Here is a 22,851-nt window from a genome sequence, read left to right as displayed (position 1 = left end):
CCGCGCTAGGACGATCCTTGGCATACCGGACGGCAACGGTCAGGCCGGCTTGAACGCGACGCGAAGGCTGTCGACACCACGGGTCCACAGGCCCGTCTCCACCGGAGTGAATCCTTCGGCGATCCGTACGTCCTTCATGTGGTCGAGGATGAGGTTGAGACCGACCTCGACCTCGGCCTTGGCGAGCGCCGCGCCCACGCAGAAGTGGCGTCCGTTGGCGAATCCGAGATGGTCGGCGGCGCCCGAGAAGCCTTTCTCCGTGCTGTTGTCCTGCCGGAAGATGTTGAATTCGTCGGGGTTGCTGAACTTGCGTGGATCCCGGTTTCCGGCGCCGAGGATGCAGTGGATCACCGATCCGGCCGGGATGGTCACCTCGTGCAGCTCGATATCGGCGGCGGCTGTGCGGGATGCGATGTTCACGGGCGTGGAGTAACGGAGTGTCTCGACGAACGCGGTCGTCACGAGGCTGCGGTCGGCGCGCACTGCGGCGAGCTGGTCCGGGTGCCGCAGCAGGTTCAGGACGACCATACCCAGCGCTCGCTCGGTCGTCTCGCCTCCGGCGACGATCATCAGCGTGATGAAGGACTGTACCTCCTCGTCGGTCAGACCCTCGCCGTTTAGTTCCGTGTGACACATCTTGGAAACCAGGTCTTCGCCGGGGTGTGCCCTCCGCTGAGCGATCAGCGGGCGGGCGAAGGCACCTAGCTCGTCGCGCGCCTTCAGTCCGCGCTCGATCGGCTCGGGGTCACCACCGACATTGGCGACAAAGGCCATCAGATCCTTGAACCACCTGATGAAATCGCTGCGGTTTTCGCGCGGAAGATCCAGCAGCTCGAGGATCACCGAAATCGGGATCGCCTGTAGGTAACTCTGCGCCAGGTCGATCTCCGCATGCTCGCAACCGTCCCGTGATGCTGTCTCGACAGCCGCCTCGAACGCCGGCATGAACAGCTTGTCGATCACCCGTTGGACGATCGGCCGATAATTGGCGAGCGCCGTTCCCGTCATGATCGGTTGGATTAGCCCGCGCTGCTGCTGATGGTCCTTCCCATCGAGTTGGAGAAGGGTCCGTCCGTACACCGTGCCGATCGACGCCGAGTAGTTGTCAGAGGTGATGTCTTTGCTGCGCAAAATCCGCAGGATGTCGTCGTAGCGGGTCACGAGCCAGCCATTGGAACCCGCGTGAAAGAACACTGGCTCCTGCTCCCGCAGATGGCGGTACAGGATCTGTGGATCGCGGTCGTGCGCTTCCGATAGAAAGTCGGGCACATCGGTCGCAGCGACAGTCATATCCAACTCCATTTCATGTGACGGAATAGCGATTACATCTAGCGTAACGATGGAAGGTGTGGCGCACAACACCGCCGACAGAAGTTGAGGGTTCGATGGGGATGACACCAGCGTCACCGATGTGGCTCGACGTGGAAGTCATCGAGATGCGCCCGGCGGGTCATCGACCAGAAATCCACGATCCGCCAGGGACTGGGCAGCACGACGCGCCCTCGCGAGTTGCGGTAGTAGTTATGCACGTCTGGATGCGTCCAGATCATCCGTTCATGCGCCTGGTCAACGGCATGGGAATACCGTTCGTAGACCTCCGATCTGCACTCGAGCGCTCCCAGGTCGTTGTCTAGCATCTGGGTCAGGGCGCTCATCACGAAGCGAAGCTGACACTCGACGAGATAGAGAAGACTTCCGCCGTGGCCGGTCTGCGTGTTAGGGCCGTTGAGCATGAAAAAGTTGGGGAAATCGGGAACAGTCACTCCGAGGAACGCTCGGGCGTCGTCGCCGTCCCAGGCGGTACGCAGGTTAGTGCCGGACCGCCCGGTCACTTGGTACGACGCCAGGAAATTCGTCGCGTCGAAACCGGTCGCCAGGACCAGCACGTCGACGACATGCTCTACTCCGGACGCCGTCACGACACGGTCGGAACGTACTTCGGCAATGCCGTCGGTCTCGAGAACGACATCCTCACGGCACATGGTGCGGAACCAGCCATTGTCTAGGAGCATCCGCTTGCCATAGGGGGGGTAGGTGGGGACGACCTTCTCAGCGAGCTCGGGGCGGGCCTCGATCTCGCCGAGAATATATTTCGTGAAATAGCGCCGGTGTCCCTCGTTGATCGAGTTGATCGATCGGCTGGAATCGGCCCACGCTGGATCCTTCTGTAGCGAGGGGTGGACCTTGTCATTGAAGATCCAACCCTGACGGAGCCGATACCACGCGCGGTAGACATCGACCTGCGACAGGATGTCGCGTAGGTACTGCGGCACATCCACCTTGAATTTCTCGAATGGCGCTGCCCACTGTGGCGATCGTTGGAAGACCGTCACCGACTCGGCTGTGTCGGCTATCGCCGGGACGGTCTGCATGGCACTAGCACCGGTTCCGACCACGCCGACCCGCTTGCCGCGCAGATCGAGTCCCTCCGGCCAGCGCGCGGTATGGAACGAGGGCCCCGCGAACTCCGACAGACCCGGGATAGCCGGAATCTTGGGCCTGTTCAACGCGCCGACCGCGCTGATCACCACGCGGGTTTCCAAAGTCTCGATTTTCGAATCCGCGTTGCGGATCTCCACGTGCCAGGACTGCGCGCCGACGTCGTAGGTTGCCGTGCGCACCTCACACCGGAGGCGGATATGTGGTTCGAGGCCGAACTTGTCGACGGTGCTGACCAATGAGGACTGAATCTCGTCGCGGCTGGCGAAATAGCGCGACCAGTCGTGGGGGGCGAACGAGAATGAGTACAGATGGCTAGGGGTATCGACGGCCGCGCCGGGGTATCCGTTGTCACGCCACGTCCCGGCGACGTTGTCGTGCGGGTCGACGATCGTGAACGGGATCGAGGCGCGCTTGAGGGCAACGCCTGCGGCTATGCCGCAGGGGCCGGCGCCCACCACCAGTACGCGGAAGTCTTCGGGAACCCGGGTCGGTATCTCGTGGTGTTGCTGGCTGGATAGCTGGTCACCCAGATCCATCGCCATCATGGAGCCGTATTCGGTAGGAATCTCCTCACCGACCGCGAAACTCATCATTTCGACGAGCGCCGCGGGCTCGGGGAGCTGTGGCGTAGGCGAGCTATCGGCGAGGTGGGCGCTGATAACCTCAAGAGCAGCCTGCCGAACCTCCTGTTGCGCTTCGGGAGGGAGGCCCCCGGAGTCGTTGTCGTCCAATCCCTTCGGTCGCGTCGGCCGGTAGCGCTCGGTCAGCCAAGTCCGGTCTCCGGTCAAGTGGACGAGGACCATCAGGAGCGTAGGCACGTTCGCCACGGATAGGCCCTTGGCGAGCCGGTCCGCAGAATAGGCGGTGCCGGTGCGATTTTCCGCCTCGGTCATGGACGTATTCCCTCTGTGTCGAAGAAGTCCTTTAGGTTCTCCTTGGCATAGCGGCGCAGCTCATCCTTGCGCACCTTCTCGTTGCCGGTCTTCGGCAACTTCTCCGTGAGGCAGACGTATCTCGGATACATGTAGCGCGGCAGGTGCGCTCGCGCGTACTCGACGATGTCGGCTGGACGTATGCCCGTGTCACTGGGCACGACGAAGGCGGCGATGTCGTCCTCGCTGTTGTCGCCGAGATCGGACGGAACCGCGACGACCGCGACCTCCTCGGCCGCGGGCATCGCCAACAGCAAGTCCTCCAGCTCTCCCGCGGAGATGTTCTCCCCCCGCCTGCGTAGTGAATCGGATTTACGCCCGACGAAGTACAGGCAGTCGTCGTCACCGATGAACCCGTAGTCGCCCATGTGGAACCACAGGTTGCGGAAGTCCCGCAACGTGGCCTCCTCGCGTCCGTAGTAGCTCAGCAGCGAGGTGAACGGTTCCTTGCGGCGGACCGCGATCTCGCCGACGCTGCCGTTCGGAAGGGGAAGGTCGTCGTCGTCGAGGATCACGACGTCGTTGAGGTCACGCCAGATCGGGCCTGCCCATCCGATGGGCTTGTCGTAGCCCTCGCCGGGAGAGGAGAGCGCGATCGGCGTCCACTCCGACGCCCCGTAGAGGGTCTGGAGCCGCACGTCGAAACGGGCGTCGTAGTCGGCGGGGTTGGAAGGGAACGGCACCACGAAGATGCTGTTCATCTCGTGCTGTCGCTCCTGGTCTGACGGGGACTGCTTCCAGAGCAACTGGAGCATGCTGCCGAGCAGATTGGTCTGCGTCGCGCGGAACTTTGCGATGCTGGACCAGAACTTGCTGACCGAGAAGCGTTCCACCATCGCAACGCTGGCGCCGACCGCGACCGCCGTATACACGCAGAACCACATCGCGTTCGCGTGAGACATCGGCAGGCAGGTGAACAGCCTGTCCCGCTCCGTCATACCGCCGGCATCCGCGAATGCGATGGCCGCCGTCACCGGATGTGCCTGCGCCACCACCGCGGCCTTCGAGGGCCCGGAAGTGCCGGAAGTGAACATGAGCAGGGCCGTGTCGCAGAACCGCGGAGCCGCCGTCTCGTCGGCGATTTCAGCCTTGGTGCTCCGCTCACAGATCAGCTCCTCTTGGCTCGCGCAGAGCCGCAGCTGGTCCGCCGAGCTCTCCGGCGTGGCCTGGAGGACCCACACATGCCGCAGCCGATCCGGCCCGATGGCATCGAGCGTGCGCTCGACGAACTCCTCGCCGAGGATGGCGAACTCGCAGTCGGACGTCTCGATGAAGTGAGCCAGCAACTTTCCGCGAGCCTCGGCGTGGATGGGGACGGCCACCGCCCCTATTTTCGCGAGAGCAAGCAGGACCCACACATACTCTGGGCCGTTGGGCAGGAAGACAGCCACATGACTACCTCGCCCGACGCCACGGTGAGCCAGCTTGACCCGCACTCCGTCGCTGAGGGCGTCTCCATCGCCGTAGCTGATGACAGCGTCGTGCCAGTAAAGGAACGGGGCCTCAGGGGCGCGATCGACCGCCCGCCGCCACAGGTTCGGGATCGTTCGCTCATGGACCGGGGGAAGGCCGTGGCCCATCAGTCCTCCTCGCTTCGTTGTGCAGTTGTTCGCTCGACTTCGATGATGTATTTCGCTCTACGATCTGTTAGTTTCGTCTGTAGAAACGATCGTGTCAAGCAGGGCTCTCGATCTTTCGGGTGGGTGATGGGGGTGGTCTTCGGCGCCATGGGCGCGGCTTGACCAGCAACGACGTACCCGACATCCACCGTTCCCGTATCGCGAAAGCGGCAGGTTGCCCCCGGGGAAGCGGTGCACGCCGAATGCTTGACTAGTGATTTCGTAGAACGGTACGCTCATGCCGACTAACGAAACAGTACGGACACTGGTCGCCTCGGTGCCACACCACGCTGGACCGCCCGGTTCGGGCTGATTGCTGGCAATACGCCGGCGGGAGTCAGCCATCGTCGAAGTGGCAGCTGCGCGAAAGAGATGAGGCGCAAGCGTCATCCCCGATATGGAAGGGACGAGATGTCCGCTACTCAGCAGCGAGATCCCCACACGATGCGGAAGGTCCTTTTAGGCGCGCTCGCCGGACACACCATCGAGTGGTACGACTTCGGCCTGTACGGCCTGTTGGCCGTCCATATGGGCGAGCGCTTCTTCCCCTCCGGCGATCCCGTCGCCAGCAACCTTTCCGCGTTCGCGGTGTTCGGGGTCGCCTTCGTGGCACGGCCACTGGGTGGCGCGATCCTCGGCCCGATCGGTGACCGGCTGGGCAGGCGCACCGCGCTGGTCGTCTCGCTGGTTGTGATGGCCTTCTCCACTGCTCTCGTGGGTGTTCTCCCCAGCTACGGCGCCATCGGGATCTGGGCGCCGATAGTCTTGGTTCTCGTGCGTCTGCTCAGCGGCATGTCCGCGGGCGGCGAGACACCCTCCGCGTACGCCTACGTCTCGGAGTACGCCCCCGCGCGGAGGCGCGCCCTGTTCACGAGCCTCCTAAGTGGAGGGTCAGCTGTCGGTGCTCTGCTGGGCACGCTGGTCGTCTTCGTGATCCAGCTCTCGATGCCTGGGGATGTCTTTCAGTCGTGGGGCTGGCGGATCCCGTTCCTCATCGCACTGCCGCTGGGCGCGATGGGCCTCTACATCCGTTGGCGGATCGAGGAAAGCCCCGTCTTCACGGAACTGCGAGCCGCCGGAAACGTATCGCGTTCCCCGTTGCGCGAGTCCCTGACCCGGGACTGGCGAATGCTCCTGCAGGCAATCGGGATCGCCGCCGTCATCTTCGTTTCGTACTTCGTACTGCTCAGTTACCTGCCGAGCTACCTTGCCGGACTGGGACTCACCCCACGCACCGTATCGACCATCAACATCGTCACCGTGGTATCGACGCTCGTGTTCTTCCCGCTCGTGGGTGTGCTGGCGGATGTGATCGGGAAGAAAACCGTACTCGTCGGCGCCGCGATCTACCTCGTCGTGCTCAGCTGGCCGATCTTCTGGTTGCTGAGCACGGCGAACATCGCGCTGGTTCTGGCGGGTGCCGCGCTTCTCGCCTTCGGAGTCAGCGCCGTCGCCGGACCAGGACCGGTGTTCGTTTCCGAACTCGCCAGTATCAGGACCCGGGTGTCGTCCTTCGCACTCGGATACAACCTCGGCGGCACGGTGTTCGGTGGTCCGGCCCTGTACGTGTCCGGATTTCTCGTCGCCGCCACCGGCGACACTCGTTCCCCGGCCTACTTCATCGTCGTCGCGGCCGTGATCAGCGTCATCGCAATCCTCACGACGAGAGCGCGCGACGCGGCACCGGACGGGGCTGAGATCCGACTGCCCGAGGACAGCGAACCCGTGCCCCGCGTAGCACCTGACATCCCCCGGTTCGATTCCTGAACCGCTATCCGAGAAGGAGATCATCCTGGACACCGCATACGTGCTAAGGCGGGCCGCAGCGAGCTACCGGCAGGTGGTCGCGGTCGACGACGGCACCACGGCTCGGACCTTCGAAGCGCTCATGGGCCGCGCCGAGAGGCTGGCCAACGCCTTGGACAACCTAGACATCCCCGAGGGTGCCAGCATTGGCATCCTTTCCGAAAACCGCACCGAGTTCATCGAAGCCGACTGCGCGATCGCGCTCGGAAGGCGGGTGCGGGTCGCGATGAACGGACGACTCCACCTGGACGACTTCAGGTACGTGATCGCGGATGCGGACGTCCGTCTGCTTTTCTTCTCCGCGGATCACGCCGAGTCCGCGCGGGCAATTGCCGACGAGTTCGGCATCGTTGTCGTCCCATTCGATCCCGACCCGGATTTCGTCCATTCTTTGTCCTCACTCATCGACTCCGCGGACGGAACTCCACGCCAGCGTGACGACGCACCCGAGAACGCGGCATGGATCTCCTACACTTCGGGGACCACCGGGCGTCCGAAGGGAGTCGTGCTGTCGCATCGCGCCCTGCGTGAGGTGGCGCTCAACCTCCTGCTCGAACTCGGGCCCGTCGTGCAAGGAGAGATGGTCCTGCTGACGCAGGCGGTCTCACACGCATCCGGCTACTTGGTGCTGCCTTATCTCATCAGCGGTGCCGGCGTCCACCTAATGCCGAAGTTCGACCCGGACAGGGTATGGGAGCTGTCGCGGCGCGACGAGTTCCGGACGCTCAAGGCCGTGCCGGCGATGTTCGAGCCTCTCCTCGAAGCTGAGCGGGGACGGTGGGGATTCGAGACCATCGTTTATGGCGCCTCGAGTGTGGCGCTTCCCGTCCTGGAGCGGGCACTTGACCGGTTCGGGCCTTCGCTGATCCAGGACTACGGTCAGTCCGAGGCGCCGATGACGATCACGTGCCTTGCCAAGCGCGATCACCTGGATCAGAGCGCACGGCAGTCGGCGGGCAGGCCGTGGAGGTCGGTGGCGGTGGAAGTCCGTGCCGAGGACGGCGGGATCGCCGCGCCGGGTGAGGTCGGCGAGGTCTTCGTCAGAGGTTCGCACATGATGTCCGGATACCACCGCAAACCAGAGGCCACTGCCGCCGCTTTCGTCGACGGTTGGTTGCGGACCAAGGACATCGCACGGACGGACGAGCGCGGATACGTTTATCTGCAAGGGCGAAGCGACGAAATGATCAACTCCGGTGGGTACAACATCGCCCCACGGGAAGTCGAGGACGTTCTTGCCACGCATGTTGCCGTGAGCGAGGCCGTCGTGCTCGGGATGCCTGATCCGCGATGGGGTGACGCGGTCACCGCCGTGGTCCGCCTCGACGGCTCAAAACAGGTCTCCGGTCAGGAACTCATCGACTTCGTCAGTCCTCGGCTCGGTATCCGCACGCCACGCCGCCTTGAGGTCTGGGACAGCATCCCGAGGACCCCATACGGGAAGGTCGACCGCATCGCGCTCAGAGGTAGGCTGAATGGAGATCACTCGTGACGAACGCTGACGTGGAGGTCATCGGGGTGGGTATGCATCCCTTCGGCCGCTACACCGAATCCAGCCTGAAAGACCTCAATCGGGTCGCGTGCCTCAACGCGCTCATTGACGCCGGCATCGGCGTGCGGGACGTGCAAGCCGTGTACGCGAGCAACGCGATGGGCGGGATGCTTCAAGGGCAGGAGATGATCCGGGGCCAGTCTGTGCTGCGAGACATCGGCATTGAGCGCGTGCCCATCACCAACGTGGAGAATGCCTGCGCGAGCGGCTCAACGGCCCTGCGCCAAGCGATCCTCGCGATCCGCGCGGGCGCGGCCGACGTGGTGCTCGTCGCGGGCTTCGAGAAGATGTTCGTCGATGACAGGAGCCGGACGCTCGACGCGCTCGAGTCTGCTGGGGATCTCGATGTGATCAGCGGGACCGGCCTTCAGTTCACTGCGGTGTACGGAATGCGGCTCCGCAGACTGATCGCCGCTGGCAGTCTCACCCTCGACGATCTGGCGACCGTCTCGGTGAAAAGTCACGCGAACGGGGCGTTGAACCCCTACGCCCAGTACCGCAGCGTCGTGACCGCCGAGGAGGTGCTTGCCTCCCGGCCGATCGCCGACCCGTTGACCCTGCTGATGTGCAGCTCTATCTGCGACGGGGCCGCCGCCATCGTCGTAGCCAGGCCGGGCGTGGTCGCCCATCGGGAAGGTCGGCCAACCGTTCGGGTGCGTGCCTCTCAGGCGGCGTCGGGCTTCACGTCTACCGGCGAAGAACCCGGCCTGACTGAGATCTGTGCGGCGTCGGCATACGAGGAGGCGGGTCTCGGGCCTGACGACGTCGACGTCGCCGAGGTCCACGACGCGATGGCACCTGCCGAGCTCATCGCCTACGAACACCTCGGCTTCTGCAAGCCCGGCGATGCCGGTGCCCTGCTCAGTAGTGGCGAGACGAGTATCGGTGGCCGGATCCCGGTCAACCCCAGCGGTGGCCTTTCCTCGCGTGGACACGCCGTTGGCGCGACCGGATTGGCCCAGGTCTCCGAGTTGGCCTGGCAGCTCCGTGGCGAGGCGGCGCAGCGCCAGGTCGACCAGCCGAGGATCGCACTGGCGCACAACAACGGAGGCTGGTTGGAAGGCGAGTCGGCCGCATCCTGTGTGCACGTACTGGAAAGGATCGAGTCGTGGAACTGACCGCAGCATTGGAAGCGCCCCGCACCGGGGAGCGTCGACGGCACGACGGAACTTCGCTTGTAGGGAGTCGTTGTCGCTCGTGCCACGCCGCTTCCTGGCCGGCCCGATCGATCTGTCACCGTTGTGGGCAGGCGGATGTGTCCGAGGAGGTGTTTGCCCGGAGCGGAGAACTCGTCACCTACACGACCGTTCACGTGAAAAGACCAGGTCTTCCGGCCCCGTACTCGCTTGGACAGATCCGGCTGCACAGCCAAGGCCCCCTGGTGTTCGGCCAGCTCAGGGAACTGCCCGAGCGTATGGAGCTACCGCCGGAGGTCAGCGTGGTCATCGGTGACGATGGGCACACACCCTGGTATTGGTTTGTGCCGGAGCGTCCGGGATCCGACGACGAGGTATCCGAGGGAGATGCGGCATCGTGAACGGCGTCGTTTCGGCAGATGATATGCTGCGACCGTTCAGCAAAATGCTTGTCGATCGGTCGGTTCTAGCCGGGACCGACCTGTCCCGAGCGGGTGCTCGCCTGCGACATGAAGGGGGCCGCATGGCACCTGCAAACGAGAACCTCGAGGTTCGCTCAGTCGCGCGCGCTATCGACATCCTGATCGCCCTCGGACAAAGCCCGCTCCCGCTCGGAGACGTCAGCCACGTCGTGCGGCTGTCGAAACCGACCACCTACCGCCTGATCACCACACTCCGCTCCAAGGGAATGGTGGTACAGGACCAGTCGACTGGCCAGTATGGTCTCGGCTTCGCTTGCTTCCATTTGATGTCGTCGATCGCCAATGGCAACGCGGGATTCATCTTCGAGTCGAACGAGTCCCTCGCGGAGCTGCGAGACGCGACGTCGGAGACCGTCGCCGTCCATGTACGTGCCGGCCGCTCACGCATCTGTGTCAAAGAACTGTCCAGCCCGCACTCGATCCGTTACATCGCCGGTCTCGGTGCAACCGAAGGAATTCATGTTGGCTCGGCCGGTAAGGTCCTACTGGCGTTCATTCCTGAGGCGGAGCTTGAGCGGATACTCAAGGACAATCCGCTCCATGCCGACACCCCCAACACCATCACGAAGCCCGATGCGCTTCGTCGTGAGTTGGGGCGGATCGCCGAGGTGGGAGTCGCGCGCAGCCTCAGCGAGCGGGTGATGGGCGCCGTAGGCGTGAGTGCCCCGATCCTAGACTCAGAAGGGCACGCGTTGGCAGCCTTGAGCGTGCTCGGCCCCGCCGATCGGCTCGCCGGTGCTCGCCTCGGGGAAGCCGAGAAGCTTGTCAAAGCTACCGCAGAGCGAGTCACCGCCACCATCGCCCGCGGCGCCGCTCAGATCTGACGCCGCAGTGAAGTAGCGAAACCGTTCTCGGCCCGTGGCGCAGACAACTGTCCCGCCACCGATCAATGCGGTCCTCCGCGAGCCCCGCTTGGAGATGAGCGAATCACGGCGCTCGCCGCCCTCGCGGCCGGGCCCAACACAGTGGAAGGGAGCACACAATGAAGATCACAGTACTCGGGGCCGGGACCATGGGTAGCGGTATCGCGCAGCTCGCGGCGATGAACGGCCACAACGTCGTCGCGTTCGACACCTCGCCGGATGCCCTGCAGAACGGCCGAGTCCGCATCGACGACAGCCTTCGTCGCTTCGCCAAGGCAGGGAAGCTCTCTGCAGATGACATCGAGAACGTCACTGCTCGGCTGACCCTGACCGACGATCTCGCCAAGGCGACGTGCGATGCCTCCGTCGTGGTCGAATCCGTGATCGAGAAGCTGGACGTCAAGCGGGCCATATTCGCCGAGGCGGTTGAGCTCGCACCCGTGGACTGCATCTTCGGTTCGAACACGTCGCAGTTGAGCATCACCGCCATCGGCGCCGGACTCGGCCACGCAAACGCGCCACGCCTCGTCGGGATCCACTTCTTCAACCCCCCGGTCATGATGCGCCTCGTCGAACTCACGCGCGGCTATCTGACCAGCGAGGCGACACTAGATCACGCTCGGGAGTTTGCCGCGAGCCTGGACCGCGAGGTGGTCGTGCTGAACAAGGACGTGCCCGGATTCATCACCACGCGCATCTCCGGTCTTGTCCGTATGGAATGCCTGCGAATCCTGGAGGAGGGGGTGGCATCCGCCGAGGACATCGACCGAGCCTGCCGCTTGGGGCTGAACTACCCAATGGGTCCCTTGGAGCTGGGCGACTTCAACGGCCTCGACACGTACCTGTCTGCCATGGACTCCCTGGCGGACAGCCTCGGTGAGAGATTCCGTCCGACGCCGACCCTGCGCAACATGGTCATGGCCGGTCTGACCGGTCGCAAGAACGGCAAGGGTTTTTACAACTATGACGAGAAGGGACGGCGAAGCTCCGAATGACCGTCAAAACCGGCCATGTCGTTGACAACTAGCGAAATGATCGTATCGTGGAATGAAATGGTTAGCAGGGTTGTGTGAGCGAGGGATATCGATGTCCGGCTGCGACTCCGTCCTGGTGACCAGCAGCGCGATCGGGATCGATCGAGCGACGATGGAGAAGTTCTTTTCCTACGGTCGGGTCGTGCTAACCGCTGACCTGAGCGAAGGGTCTGGCCACACATGTCCCTGCGACCTAGTGACCGAAGCTCGAGCCAATCCCAGCAAGTTGCGATTCCTGCTGGTGAATGTATCGCGGCGGCCCGAAACCGGGAACGCGCACCAGTGGCTGGCCTCCGCCTTCTTGCGAGTCGGCCGAGGGCTGAAACAAGGACGGGCGGCAGGGAGCGGAACAGCGTGAACGTAAGGAAAGCCATGGCGGTGCAGGATGCCAATGACGGCCGCGTCCCGATCCGAGCCCGGTACCCGAACTCCCCGACGGACGAAGACCCCGCGCTCCGCGCGTGGAGCGACGAGCGGCTTGCTGGTCCTGGGCCCTACCGGCCACGCTTCATGGTCTACTCCGGGCTGGGCTCACCCACGATGACTGCGGAACGGCTATCGATGTTGCAGGAGGTTGGCGCGGAATCCTTCCTCCTCGCGGCAGACCTGCCATCTCAGCTCGGATTCGATCCGGACCACGAGCTCGCCCACGCGCAGGTGGGCAGGGCGGGCGTATCGTGCGCGACGCTCGACGATTTCGCCGAGATCTGCTCCCGGCTCGACCTGGAGGCCGCAGACAGCGTCGGTATGCTCGCCAACTCGTTGGGCCACATCGGCCTCGGCATGGTGCGCAGCGTGCTGCGGGACCGGGACGCGCCACAGGTCAAGGTGGTGATGCAGAACGACCCCCTCAAGGAGTTTACCGCAAGGGGGACCGAGATCCACACCCCTCGACAAGCAGTGCGCATCGCGACGGACTGCGTAGCGTACGCGATTGACGACGACATTCCTGGCGCGACGCTCACAATCTGTTCCAACCACTACGACGTCGCCGGAGCAGGCCCGCTGCTGGCGATGGCGTTTGCCTTCGGCAACGCCATCGCCTACATGGACGAACTCCTCGAACGTGGGTACTTGGCCACCGACGTCGCACGGAAGTTGATGTTCTTCCTGAACGAGCGCAGCGATCTGTTCGTGGAGGCATCGGTGTTCCGATCGGCGAGAACGCTGTGGAGCGAGATCCTCCGGGACCGCTACGGGGTCCCAACGGACAAACAACCGGTGGCGACGCTCATGGGCTACGCTCACGGGCTCGAATCCGCGGCCGAGCCGCTGGTCAATATTCCGAGAGTGACGCTGAGCGTGCTGGGCTCCATGATGGGCGGTGTCGACTATCTATGCGCTACGGGTTACGACGAGGCGCTGCGCATCCCCTCGCTCGACGCCTCTGCCCTGGCTGTCCGCACGATGCAAGTGGTCGCTTACGAACATGGAGCCTCGCTCACACTGGACCCGCTCGGAGGCAGCGCGAAGACCCGAGATATCGACGACTACGTCCAGACTACGGTCCGGAGTGAGCTAGGGCGGCTGCTCGACAACGGGGGGCCGGTCGAAGCGATTGAGAACGGCTACATCGCCGGACGCATCGACGAGAACCGAGGAGCAAGGCAGAAACAGATCAGCAATCGAGAGCGTCTGATGGTCGGGCACACCGCGTTCGAGGCTGCCGCACACGCGGATCTGTTTGACGGACGCAGCTCCGGCGAGATCGATTTCCTCCAGGTGGAGCAGGACGCCATCGGGCGAATGGCGAAGCACAAGCAGTCTCGCGATCCGCGAGCCGTCGCGCGTAGCGTCGACGAACTGCGAGACGTGGCTGCGGGAAAAGACAATCTGCTACCTGTCACGATCGCCGCGCTACGCGCAGGTGCGACGACCGAGGAGATCGTCAAGGCCACGGGGGAGGGATTCGCCCGATGAAACGGATCGTGTTGGCCAAACTCGGTCTGGACGGCCATGATGTCGGCGTACGACTCATCGGCAAACACCTCATGGAGAACGGGTTCGAGGTCATCTACCTCGGCAAGCGGGTGTCGACGAATCTCATTGTCCAAGCGGCGCTACAGGAAGACGCTGCCGCCATCGGCCTCAGCTGTCTGAGCGGCGGTCTCGGCTACTTCGCAACACGCACACTCGACAGCCTGAACGAGCAGGGAGCGGACATCCCGGTGCTCGCGGGCGGCATCGACGAGCCTGCCGAGCTGGAGAAGATGTTGCAGGCTGGTGTGGGCGCCTATTTCGGCCCTGGGACCCCGATAGAGGACATCGTCCGCGCTTTCGAGGATGCGATCGCTGACGACTGCTCTGTTACCCCGCTGCCCCAACCCGCGAGCACGCGCCGAAGGACACCGTGATTCATTCACCACAGTTCGAACACCTCCAACTCGTCGTCGAGAATCAGGTCGCCACGATCAGTCTCGACCGGGCGGGAGGCGTGAACGCGTTCAGCACGGCGATGTACCGCGAGATACGAGCCGCGATCCGTATCGCCGACAGCGCCGGGGATGTTTCCTGCATCCTGCTGAGATCGGCCAAGAGGGACTTCGGTGTCGGCGGAGATCTGCACGAGATGCGGGAGCTCCTCGACAATGGCCAGGACGTTGATCTCTACCGCTTCCGGGACGACCTTCCTTACGCAGCACTGAGGTCTACGCGCAAGCCCACTGTCGCCGCCGTCGATGGGCTTTGTGTCGGCGGCGGGCTCGGCATCGCCACGAGCTGCGACATCGTGCTGGTGGGCGACTCGGCACGATTTGGCGTGCCGGAGGTCAAGATGGGCCTCATCGATGGTCTTGCGGCGTCGACGTTGTTCGGGCATATCCCGCGATCGGCGTTGAACTATCTGCTCTTCTCGGGGAAGCTCATCGACGCGCGGGAGGCGGTTCGAATCGGCCTCGCGCTCGAGTGTGTCCCCGGCGCCGAATTGCAAGCGCGGGCACGAGAGCTTGCGCACGATGTTTCGTCCACAAGCGCGTCGGCAATTGAGCAGTACAAGCGCATCATCCGCGGCTACGAACGGCTCGACAACCTCGATGACGTGGCGGAGCTCATCGTCAAGAGCCCCGAGGTCCGCGCACGTCTCAACGATTTCCACGCCAGGAGGAGCGAATGACAACCGCAGGTCCGCGGGTGGCACCGATCGCGACGCCGGACACGGCGCCGTTCTGGGAGGCTACGAGTCGCGGTGAGCTTGCCTTGCCGCGCTGCCGCTCGTGCTTGACGTACATTTTCTATCCCAGGTCGCACTGTCCGTCGTGCTTTTCCCGCGAGCTCGACTGGACTGTGCTCTCCGGGATGGCATCGCTGCACTCGTTCGTGATCGCCCACTTGCCGGCCCCCGGGTTCGATCCGCCCTACGTCATCGCAATCGTCGAGCTGGCGGAAGGGCCCCGGATGATGACCAACATCGTGGGGGTTGAGCCGAGCCCGGAAAGCTTGGAACTCGATATGGCGCTCCAGGTCGTCTTCGAACTCCAAGGCGACGTCATGGTGCCTCGCTTCCGTCCGGTCGATGAGGGGAAGTGAGCATGTCGCCAATGGCCATCGTCGGTGCTGCAGAGAGCGAGCGAATCGGCAAGGTCCCCGAGCTCTCTGCTCTACAGCTTCACATCGACGCCGCACTGCGCGCGATCGAGGACTCGGGGATCCCCCCGGAACTCATCGACGGCATCGCCACCGCCGGTCACCCACCGATCGACGTCGCACACTACCTGGGCATCCGGCCGAATTACGTGGACGGAACCCGCGTCGGTGGCTGCTCTTTCCTGGCTCACGTGCGGCATGCCTGCGCCGCGATCCAGGCGGGCCATTGCACCGCCGTACTCGTCACCCACGGCCAGTCCGGCCGCTCGCGGATCGGGATGACCTATCCCGACCCCGGCGCCGAGTCGATGCACGGCCAGTTCGAGGCACCGTTCGGCACCACAGGACCGGTGTCGATGCTCCCACTGAACGTGCTGCGTTACATGAAGGACGTCGGCCTGACTCATGAACAGCTGGCTGGCGTGGTGGTTGCCCAGCGCCAGTGGGCGCAGCGGAACCCCCGCGCCTTCAAACGCGAACTGCTTACCGTCGACGACGTGCTGAACTCGCCGTACATCACCTACCCTCTTCACGCACCGGAATGCTGCCTCGTTACTGACGCGGGCGGCGCGGTCATCGTCATGGAAGCCGGCGCGGCCACCGCGCTCGGTGTGCGGAAACCGCTCGTCCATATCCGGGGGAGCGGAGAGGCGAGCGAGACGCCAATGATCACCACCATGGAAGACTTGACCTCGTCGCAAGCGTTCCGGACCTCTGGTCAGCTGGCCTTCCAGTCTGCCGGGATCACACCGGAAGACGTGGACCATCTGATGATCTACGACGCCTTCGCGCACCTTCCCATTCTCGGCCTGGAAGATCTGGGTTTTGTCGGAGGGGGTGAAGCGGGAGCGTTTATCGCCGAGGGCCGGACAGCGCCCGGCGGGCAGCTTCCGATGAACACGAACGGTGGCGGTTTAGCCTACACCCACACCGGCATGTACGGGATGTTCGCCATCCTCGAATCGGTGCGCCAGATCCGAAACGAGGCGGCCGCCCAAGTCGAGGACGTTCGGGTCAGTGTCGCCCATGGAATCGGCGGGATGTTCAACCACGCGGCCACGCTCGTGCTGTCGAGTGAGGCCGCATGACCCTCGACGACCCTCCCTGCGCCGAGACCCTTGTACTGGACGGCGGCAGCTTCTTCGAGGCGCCACGCTGGCACCGAGGATCGTGGTGGGCTTCCGACATGTTCGCTGGCGAGGTCCGCTCGGTTGAGAGCGAAACCGGCACGGCGAGCGCGGTCTCCGTCGAAGGCCGCCCTTCGGGCCTCGGCTGGTTGCCCGACGGCACGATGCTCGTGATCTCGATGAACGAACGGAAGATCCTCGCCACCGGTCCACAGGGTTCCCGAGTGTACGCCGACCTCGCCGGTGAGGTCGGCAGCGACCTCAACGACATGATCGTCGACCACGCGGGGTATGCGTGGGTCGGCTTCTTCGGCTTCGATTTCGGTGGTGGAGCGGACCCCGTACCTGGCGGCCTGCTCCGGATTGCACCCGATGGCGCGGTCCAGCACGTCGGATACGACCTCATGGTTCCGAACGGTATGGTCCTCTGCGATCACGGAACGACTCTCGTGGTGGCCGAGACTCTCGCGTCTCGGTTGACCGCGTTCACAATCGGTCCGGACGGCACGCTGAGTGACCGCCGCACCTGGGCTCAATGGGGACCCGCACCGTCGCCGGGCACGCTTCGCGACACCCTTGGTCGGCTCCAGATGGCACCGGATGGCATCACCGTAGACAGAGAGGATGGCATCTGGATCGCGGACGCGATCGGCGGTGCGTGTCATCGGGTGAATTCGCGTGGGCAGAGCACCGATGTCGTTCGAGCCCCGGAAGGACTCTCAGCCTTCGCCTGCGCCCTCGGCGGGCCGGACGGGCGAACGCTCGTGCTGTGCTGCGCCCCTGATGCATCCGCGAAGAGGCGAAGGCGAGCACGAGAATCGATTCTGGTCGGCACGGAGGTCCTGATCCCCGCATCGCGTCGCGCAGCCGGGCCACCGGCGTGAAAAGGGGCTCTTCTGGAGTGTTCCCGCTTGAGTGAACACCTTATTATGCCACTACTGGCCGGGTGTTGTCAAATTCTGTTTCGTGTTCTTCGGGTGTTCGGTAATCGATAGCTGAATGCGGATGGTGCCGGTTGTAATAGCTTTCGATGTACTGGAATGCAGCGATTCGGACCTCGTGGGCGTCACGCCAGATTTCGCCGTGGAACAGTTCTTTCTTCATGGTCGCGAAGAACGATTCGGCAACGCTGTTGTCGAAACAAATACCGGTCCGGCCGACTGACGGGCGAGCTTGATGTTTCTCGCAGAAACGGCGGAACTGGTGGATCGTGTATTGCTTTTGGGACAACCGGTGGGTGCAACAATACCGGTAAGTTAAGTGAGGCAGGGTCCGCCGGGTTTGTAGCGTGTCGCTCGGGTTGGGCGACGTTTCCCGATATGATGTTCTCGTGAATAAACCTATCGCTGGCGATAGCGTTTCTGCTGTTCGCCTGGTTGATCGAGTTGCTTTGAGTGTCTTGTCCGACATTGTTGATCGCGATTTGATCGAAGAAACTCTCACGGTCTGCGGGAAACGTGGTCAGCGTGTCCGACTTCTTCCTCCTCATGTGGTGGTTCGGTTCTGTCAGGCGATGTGCCTGTTCTATGAGGATGACTATGAAGAAGTAATCATGAAACTAAAGGCTGTCCCGTAATGATCAGGAAGTGTTGGTGAGCATGGGAACGCGCGGGCCTCGGTCGGGACTAACTCCCTGACCGTAATCGACGATGTGGGGCCGGCTCGGGATCTGGTGGCGTTGGCCGGGCCGTTGGTGGGGCGGCTTGAGACGACGAGCGACCTGTGGTTGCTGTTCCGGTTGGCCGACTCGGGTGGCGAGCCGGTAGAGGCAGTGTCGGCGTACCGCCACGATCTCCAGGCAGCGGGGAGCGTTCGACACCGGATCGATGCGCGGACTTCTGCCGCTGGATGCTCCTGGCCGCAAACCAGCAAGACCGCATTGATGCCGTCCTGACCAAGCACCGGGTCGCAGATCGGCGGGGACTACGTATGCGCCATCGGTACGGGCGCATAGCGAGACGGTGCTGCGCGGCTTTTTACGACTTCCACCTGGACGCGGGGACCGGGCCGATCCTGAACCCGTCCCCGCTGGATCGGTACCGGCGCGGCGGCCGGGCGCATGCGCACCACAACCCGATGGAGCCGTATCGCAACGAGCGGGCTGGGTTGTATCGGCCGAGAGTGCCCAAGCGAGCTCCGCGCAGTATCCCGGACGAGGGGTTACACCGGGCGAAGCCGACGAACAGCCTGCCAGCCAACCCCAGGCCAGCCGCCACCATTAGAGATCAGAAGCCTGCCCGCCCCCGTTGCCGCGGGATCGTGGGCCCGTTACAGGCCTGCCTCGAAGTGCTCCTTCCGAGCCGACGCCGACCAACGACGTCGCCCATCGAAAATGACATTCGCCACCGATGCCCATCGTCTCAGAGCAGTACGAACTCATCATCGGCGTCGAGGCACACGCCGCGGATCACGCGCTGTGGGTCGTGACCGCCGCGACCGGCGCCGTCATCGACCAGGCAAGCTTTCCGGCAAGCACGCCCCGGGCCGGCTCGTGCCGCTGCATGGATCACCCGTCGGGCCGGTGAGCGCGCTGCCCTCGTGGTCGTCGAGGGCAGCGGCACCTACGGCGCCGGCCTGGCCGAGCGCCTGCTCGAGACGGGGATGAGGGTTGTGGAGCCCTCCGCGATGGCAGCCGCTGATCGTCGTGGGATCGGCAAAACCGACGAGGAATGTGTGCGATCAGGTCATGCCGCTCTCCCGGAATCGAGGGGCGCCACTCATTCGCGTGCCGGGCGCAAGTCGTTGATCCACTGTGGGTCGTGGGCCGCCTTGCCAACCTTAGCGGCACCGCCTGGCGACCCGAGCTCACCGAAGAAATCGATGTTCGCCTTGGCATAGGCAACCCACTCGTCCGGAACGTCGTCCTCGTAGTAGATCGCCTCCACCGGGCAGACCGGCTCGCAGGCTCCGCAGTCCACGCACTCGTCTGGGTGGATGTACAGCATCCGGTCGCCCTCGTAGATACAGTCGACGGGGCACTCGTCGATGCATGTCTTGTCGAGCACGTCCACACAGGGTTCGGCGATTACGTAGGTCATTGCGTTCTCCTACTAGGTGGTTGATTCCTTGGTCGGTAGCCGTGCCGGTTAGCGATCGCTGCTGGTGACGTTGGCGCTCCAGCTGTGCCAGATTCCGGCGGCCATTGCCAGTAGACGTTGGGCGAGGCGGGGGAACACGCCAGATGAGGGTGCGCCCGCCGTGCGTTTCGAGCTCCGCCGCGACCAGCACCGACCGGCTCGGGTAGCCGGGTCCGGTTGATCGTGCGCCACCAACCGACGCCCCCCGGTGAGCAAATCGCTTCCCTTACGCTTCAGTGGTGGGTGATGTCGGGCCCGTCTTAGGGTCCTGGTCCCCATCCTTTGGGCAGCGGATATTGCTGAAGTCACCTTGCTGCTCCGACCTTGGTGGTGGTCGATGACGGCTTACTGGTAATGGCCGTTTGCTGTCCTGCTGGTGGTTCGACCGCTCATTGAGACTTGCGTGAACGGATCGTTGGTTAAGGGCGTGCCAGCGTGACTGCCGTACAAAGAGCCGCTGGTGGAACCCCAGCTGACTTTCTTCGACGCGACGGCGCACTATGGTAGCCTCCGATCCTGATCTGTCGTATCGGGAGGCGGCCGTTGGGTGTGGTGCGAGCTCAAGACGACCTAGAATAACCGCAGCGCGAGGCCGGTCCGTTGGAAGGTCGGGCTAAGACGAACCCGATACGTGGAATCACGTACGCCGTTCTCCAAAGCTAAAGTTTCTGACCATGCAAATTCTGACCATGCAAACTTTTAGAAGCTCAAACAGGACAACGGCGTGCGCTTACGATACACTAAACCGAATCATGGACCTGTCAGGAGGGCCAGAGCAGCTCCCTGATGTTGGAGTTTCCAGGTCAGCGCGGACGCCTACTACTATCTGATCGTAAGCTCCACGGAGTCGGACTCAGAGCACGGTTGTTGTCGTAACTCGTGTCCCCGGCGTAAACCGTGCCCAAACAGAATCCCAACCGTTGATTATGCCAAGACTTTGATACCGTCGGCTTTTCTCATGATCGATACGTAGGTCGAGCATCCTGGCAAACACCTGCTCCACTGTGATACAGAACATCGAACTGGCCACATGTTTACCAATACACCGGTGTACTCCGGCACCGAATCCTACATGTGGATTCGGTCGACGAGCAATCTGAACCGACTCAGGTTCTTCGAAGACGGTAGCGTCCATATTGGCCCCCGCGAAAGACAGTAGAACTCGGTCATCAGTACTAAGAGATTGAGCACCCAGTGTGCAGTCTTTGGTTACGGTCCTCGCCAAACCTTGTACAGGACTGAAATACCTAATGAATTCTTCGCATGCTCCTTCCAGCATATTTGGATTCTCCATCAGTTGACGACGAAGATCTGGGTTCTTATCCAGGTAAACAAACGTATTAGACAACAAAGCTGAAGTAGTATCGACGCCGCCACTCATGAATAGATAAGAACCGCCCACCACCTCCTCAAGAGGCAGTAGATCACCCCCAACTTTCATAGTTGCAATCGCCGATATTATATCGTCGGAAGGATCCTCTCTCCGGGCTAGGGCAGCTTCGCGGAATTGACCTAAACTCCATTGTAACAGCTCCTCTGCAGCTGCGCGTTCCGAACTCCCCGGCGGGATCTTCAGAATGTCATGCATAGCCTCCGCATGTTTCGACGCTTCATTAAGAGGGAGACCGAGTAGCTTATTGGTCACTAGTGCGGTGACGGTTGTGAACACATCCGTCGATAGATCACATTCACCGCTCTCGATTACCTGGTCAATTGCCCAACTTGCGTATTGCCGTATTTCCGGTTCGAGCTCCTTTACTGCTGTCCGAGAGAAGTACTTGTTTAACGGCTTTCGGATTTCCAAATGCTTAGGCGGGTCCTCTTCCTGGATTCCGTTTTTGTGCGGATTAGTTGGGTGCAGCCCGCCCTGTTTAGGACCCGCACCTTCATCATTTCCGGAAGAGTAGGTCGCCCAATCTTTTGCGGCCGTCGAAACAGTATCGTAGCTCGTTACCACGAAGTACCCACCGTGATTTTCGGACCATGCTACAGGACATTTCTCCCGGAGCTCCTTCAAAAGCTCGTCGTTTCGCTCTGCATACTCCGATGAGTGATGATCGAAGTCGGAATCTACCTGATCGTCAGTGAGCTCGTGCACGTATTTTCTCCAGTTCATCATAGTAACTACCCTCGACCGTTTGCGCATTAAAGGCGTGTCTCATTTGGTTGCTGCTGGGACGTCGGGCATAAACTCTGCTTCTGGTTTAGCCGTTGCTCCCGCAGTCGAAAGATCGTCAGCAGGATGGTGGTAGGCTGCGGGTTGATGATCGAGCGGTGTTTACGGCCGATCGTGTCGGCCTGACTGTTCGACTACTGGCGCCTGACCGTCCGCTACGAACACTACGCTAAACACTTCGCCTCCTTTCTCGCCCTCACTGCAGCCCTCACCTGCTACGAGAAACTCAACCAAATGAGGCACCTTTTAAACACAAGCTATGCCAGCCGGCGTGCCGACTGGTCCTGCACCGAATTACGAAGGTTGGCTGAAACAGTACACGCATGGTCTACTTCGCCGTGTGAATCACGATACGTGTGTGCGTCACGCCCATTGCATTGACATCGGGTAACATTTTTCGGTGAACCCCGTCAATATTTATCTCCTCCCCGGGCACGTGTCCCTGTCGAGTTCCAACCTGTGTTAGGCCTCACAGGAGGCTACCTTATCGTTTTGCTCAATGCAAAGTATATTTCGTACCACGAAACTCCCTGGTCAGTGGTCCTGACCTGAACCGCCCGTGTCTGTCGCGGGTAGCGGATCCGGTCTGGGCTGCTACCAGGATCGGGTGTCTGTTGGAGCAGTGGGGTGTTCTCACCAGAGTTGTTGGTGTGACTCGTGTGACTGAGCGAGTCAGGCTCGGCGTGGCTGCGGCGGACGCGGGTCCTGGCCATGAGGGTTGCTCTCGACCAAGATCGCAACGTCGAGACTAGGGGGGCTGCTGAAGGGATCTGTGACATCTGAGATTGCTTGCTGATGTGCAGGCTGAAAGGATGTTGCTGTGCCCAAGCCCTACCCGCGCGAGTTTCGTGAGGATGTTGTCCGGGTCGCCCGCAACCGCGAGTCGGGCGTGACGATCGAGCAGGTCGCCAGTGACTTTGGGGTCCATCCGATGACGTTGGGAGAAGTGGCTGCGTCAGGCTGACGTCGGGGACGAGGTTAAGCCTGGCGTCACGACGAACGCGGCGCAAGAGCTTCGGGAGC

General features: G+C 62.7%; 21 protein-coding genes and 2 pseudogenes. 16 read left to right on the top strand and 7 right to left on the bottom strand.

The genetic code is table 11. The features are described 5' to 3' along the window. Nucleotides 1–39: 39 nt before the first annotated feature. From A37U_RS0132310 to A37U_RS0132300, 3 genes are all read right to left on the bottom strand, one after another. A complete protein-coding gene (locus A37U_RS0132310; RefSeq protein WP_020500820.1) occupies nt 40–1,290 on the bottom strand; it encodes a cytochrome P450 in 1,251 nt (416 codons plus the stop codon). A 113-nt stretch (nt 1,291–1,403) separates the two neighbouring features. Next, complete coding sequence (locus A37U_RS0132305) at nt 1,404–3,335, bottom strand: flavin-containing monooxygenase (RefSeq protein ID WP_020500819.1); 1,932 nt, start codon at nt 3,333–3,335, stop codon at nt 1,404–1,406. Beyond that, entirely contained in the window at nt 3,332–4,954 is a 1,623-nt protein-coding gene (locus tag A37U_RS0132300; RefSeq protein ID WP_083934099.1) for an AMP-binding protein, read from the bottom strand. Before A37U_RS0132300 ends, A37U_RS0132305 begins: the two co-directional genes overlap by 4 nt. A 483-nt stretch (nt 4,955–5,437) precedes the next feature. Here A37U_RS0132300 and A37U_RS46440 point away from each other — a divergent pair, with 483 nt between their 5' ends. The 13 genes and pseudogenes from A37U_RS46440 (at nt 5,438) to A37U_RS0132225 (ending at nt 17,459) form a co-directional block, all read left to right on the top strand. Then, nucleotides 5,438–6,760, top strand: coding sequence for an MFS transporter (locus A37U_RS46440; RefSeq protein WP_020500816.1), 1,323 nt, complete (start codon nt 5,438–5,440; stop codon nt 6,758–6,760). Nucleotides 6,761–6,800: 40 nt separating this feature from the next. Beyond that, nucleotides 6,801–8,291, top strand: coding sequence for an AMP-binding protein (locus tag A37U_RS46435; RefSeq protein WP_083934095.1), 1,491 nt, complete (start codon nt 6,801–6,803; stop codon nt 8,289–8,291). Beyond that, complete coding sequence (locus A37U_RS46430; protein ID WP_020500814.1) at nt 8,288–9,469, top strand: thiolase family protein; 1,182 nt, start codon at nt 8,288–8,290, stop codon at nt 9,467–9,469. Before A37U_RS46435 ends, A37U_RS46430 begins: the two co-directional genes overlap by 4 nt. Further along, nucleotides 9,460–9,594: pseudogene (locus A37U_RS55155) on the top strand (zinc ribbon domain-containing protein); the annotation flags it as partial. The gene A37U_RS46430 and the pseudogene A37U_RS55155, both read left to right, overlap by 10 nt. A 12-nt stretch (nt 9,595–9,606) precedes the next feature. Continuing rightward, on the top strand, nt 9,607–9,888 hold the full coding sequence (locus A37U_RS0132265) for a PhlB family protein (protein ID WP_020500813.1): 282 nt from the start codon (nt 9,607–9,609) through the stop codon (nt 9,886–9,888). Beyond that, nucleotides 9,885–10,793, top strand: coding sequence for an IclR family transcriptional regulator (locus A37U_RS0132260; protein WP_083934093.1), 909 nt, complete (start codon nt 9,885–9,887; stop codon nt 10,791–10,793). The genes A37U_RS0132265 and A37U_RS0132260 overlap by 4 nt, the downstream gene beginning before the upstream one ends. Before the next feature lie 158 nt (nt 10,794–10,951). Further along, nucleotides 10,952–11,827 carry a 3-hydroxyacyl-CoA dehydrogenase family protein gene (locus A37U_RS0132255; RefSeq protein ID WP_020500811.1) on the top strand — a complete coding sequence of 292 codons (876 nt, stop codon included), beginning with the start codon at nt 10,952–10,954 and terminating at the stop codon, nt 11,825–11,827. Between the two features lie 411 nt (nt 11,828–12,238). Next, entirely contained in the window at nt 12,239–13,786 is a 1,548-nt protein-coding gene (locus A37U_RS0132250; RefSeq protein ID WP_020500810.1) for a methylmalonyl-CoA mutase family protein, read from the top strand. Further along, on the top strand, nt 13,783–14,220 hold the full coding sequence (locus A37U_RS46425; RefSeq protein WP_020500809.1) for a cobalamin B12-binding domain-containing protein: 438 nt from the start codon (nt 13,783–13,785) through the stop codon (nt 14,218–14,220). The genes A37U_RS0132250 and A37U_RS46425 overlap by 4 nt, the downstream gene beginning before the upstream one ends. Further along, a complete protein-coding gene (locus tag A37U_RS0132240; RefSeq protein WP_020500808.1) occupies nt 14,217–14,978 on the top strand; it encodes an enoyl-CoA hydratase/isomerase family protein in 762 nt (253 codons plus the stop codon). Before A37U_RS46425 ends, A37U_RS0132240 begins: the two co-directional genes overlap by 4 nt. Continuing rightward, entirely contained in the window at nt 14,975–15,391 is a 417-nt protein-coding gene (locus A37U_RS0132235; RefSeq protein WP_020500807.1) for a Zn-ribbon domain-containing OB-fold protein, read from the top strand. The genes A37U_RS0132240 and A37U_RS0132235 overlap by 4 nt, the downstream gene beginning before the upstream one ends. An 11-nt stretch (nt 15,392–15,402) precedes the next feature. Beyond that, nucleotides 15,403–16,536: a thiolase C-terminal domain-containing protein gene (locus A37U_RS0132230; protein WP_020500806.1), complete on the top strand. Its 1,134-nt coding sequence runs from the start codon at nt 15,403–15,405 to the stop codon at nt 16,534–16,536. Continuing rightward, nucleotides 16,533–17,459, top strand: a complete 927-nt coding sequence (locus A37U_RS0132225) for an SMP-30/gluconolactonase/LRE family protein (protein WP_020500805.1) — start codon at nt 16,533–16,535, stop codon at nt 17,457–17,459. The genes A37U_RS0132230 and A37U_RS0132225 overlap by 4 nt, the downstream gene beginning before the upstream one ends. 43 nt (nt 17,460–17,502) lie before the next feature. On the opposite strand, the gene A37U_RS52115 is transcribed toward A37U_RS0132225, so the two are convergent. After that, nucleotides 17,503–17,805 carry an integrase core domain-containing protein gene (locus A37U_RS52115; RefSeq protein ID WP_157183159.1) on the bottom strand — a complete coding sequence of 101 codons (303 nt, stop codon included), beginning with the start codon at nt 17,803–17,805 and terminating at the stop codon, nt 17,503–17,505. A 100-nt stretch (nt 17,806–17,905) separates the two neighbouring features. Here A37U_RS52115 and A37U_RS50420 point away from each other — a divergent pair, with 100 nt between their 5' ends. Both A37U_RS50420 and A37U_RS52110 read left to right on the top strand, forming a co-directional pair. After that, nucleotides 17,906–18,151, top strand: coding sequence for a transposase domain-containing protein (locus tag A37U_RS50420; RefSeq protein ID WP_240437741.1), 246 nt, complete (start codon nt 17,906–17,908; stop codon nt 18,149–18,151). A gap of 772 nt (nt 18,152–18,923) precedes the next feature. Further along, nucleotides 18,924–19,100, top strand: a complete 177-nt coding sequence (locus A37U_RS52110) for a hypothetical protein (RefSeq protein WP_157183158.1) — start codon at nt 18,924–18,926, stop codon at nt 19,098–19,100. A gap of 192 nt (nt 19,101–19,292) precedes the next feature. Here A37U_RS52110 and fdxA read toward each other — a convergent pair whose 3' ends face one another. The 3 genes and pseudogenes from fdxA to A37U_RS50415 all read right to left on the bottom strand — a co-directional run bounded on the left by fdxA (nt 19,293) and on the right by A37U_RS50415 (nt 21,771). Further along, the gene (fdxA, locus tag A37U_RS0132210; protein WP_020500803.1) at nt 19,293–19,613 is read right to left on the bottom strand and encodes a ferredoxin; all 321 of its coding nucleotides are present in this window, start codon (nt 19,611–19,613) and stop codon (nt 19,293–19,295) included. A gap of 48 nt (nt 19,614–19,661) precedes the next feature. Continuing rightward, nucleotides 19,662–19,785, bottom strand: a pseudogene (locus tag A37U_RS55150) (IS982 family transposase); the annotation flags it as partial. 720 nt (nt 19,786–20,505) lie between these two features. Beyond that, nucleotides 20,506–21,771 (bottom strand): cytochrome P450, encoded by a 1,266-nt coding sequence (locus tag A37U_RS50415; RefSeq protein ID WP_157183157.1) that lies wholly within the window; start codon nt 21,769–21,771, stop codon nt 20,506–20,508. Nucleotides 21,772–22,648: 877 nt separating this feature from the next. Here A37U_RS50415 and A37U_RS52105 point away from each other — a divergent pair. Continuing rightward, entirely contained in the window at nt 22,649–22,792 is a 144-nt protein-coding gene (locus A37U_RS52105) for a hypothetical protein (RefSeq protein ID WP_020500071.1), read from the top strand. Nucleotides 22,793–22,851 lie beyond the last annotated feature (59 nt).

This window comes from Sciscionella marina DSM 45152 (assembly GCF_000379465.1).
GTDB classification, from domain to species: Bacteria; Actinomycetota; Actinomycetes; order Mycobacteriales; family Pseudonocardiaceae; genus Sciscionella; species Sciscionella marina.
This window is presented reverse-complemented; position numbering and strand designations above follow the sequence as displayed.